Raw genomic sequence first — 764 nt, 5'->3', positions numbered from 1 at the left:
CAATAAACCGCATCTAACAATTGGCTACTGGAAGTGGCAGAGTATTCCCATTTAACCAAATGAGGAATAGCGCATGAGCTCACCTGTTTCAGAAATCGGTCAGCACATTGAGTCGACGTTCACTCCCACCCAGCAATTCTGGCTGGGCCATTGGCAACAGTGGCAGGTCTCCGGACTGAGGTGTTAATCAGCATCCAATTTTTTCCAGTTTCAGCGTTAATATTGCTAGCCTTTAAATTTTTCAGGTCTATAAAAAACGTTAAAATAACCTGAGTTCGGTTTAAGCATTCTGTAAAAGAGGTAGTAAATCAGCCTCACGTAATTGAAGAGCCGGCTTTTTCTCCTGATAGGTATAGGCCACCAGACAAGCGATGATATTGGACAAATAATTGCTCAAAGAACGATGCCGCGAATGCTCAAGATCGCCAATATTCTTGAGTTGATCATTGATCGTTTCAATGAGGCTGCGCTTGCGCAGCAACAATTTATCAAACACATCCAGAGCGTGCGGCTTCATGTTTTTCTTCAGCGTGGTAATCAGCGTGACGTTTTGATGGGCCAATAAGTCAGTTAGCTTCCTGGAAATATAACCTCGGTCGCCAAACAGCTTTCCCGTCAATGATTTCACCAGATCGGGGACCGGTTTACGATCATCCACATTCCCCGGTGTGATGCAAAAGGACAGAATCTCGCCCTGGTCATTGACGATCAGATGCAATTTGAAGCCATAAAACCAGCCGGTCGACGATTTGCCGCGCCCGGCT

At 45.7% G+C, this 764-nt stretch carries 1 protein-coding gene; it reads right to left on the bottom strand.

The window, feature by feature from the left end; genetic code table 11:
- Positions 1 to 280: 280 nt before the first annotated feature.
- On the bottom strand, positions 281 to 764 hold a 484-nt coding region (locus tag IT781_RS22035; protein WP_194972307.1), incomplete at its 5' end, for an IS982 family transposase.

Source organism: Methylobacter sp. BlB1, assembly GCF_015476545.1.
Lineage (GTDB): Bacteria > Pseudomonadota > Gammaproteobacteria > Methylococcales > Methylomonadaceae > Methylobacter.
The sequence above is the reverse complement of the archived record's forward strand: the minus strand, read 5'-3'. Positions and strand labels throughout refer to the sequence as shown.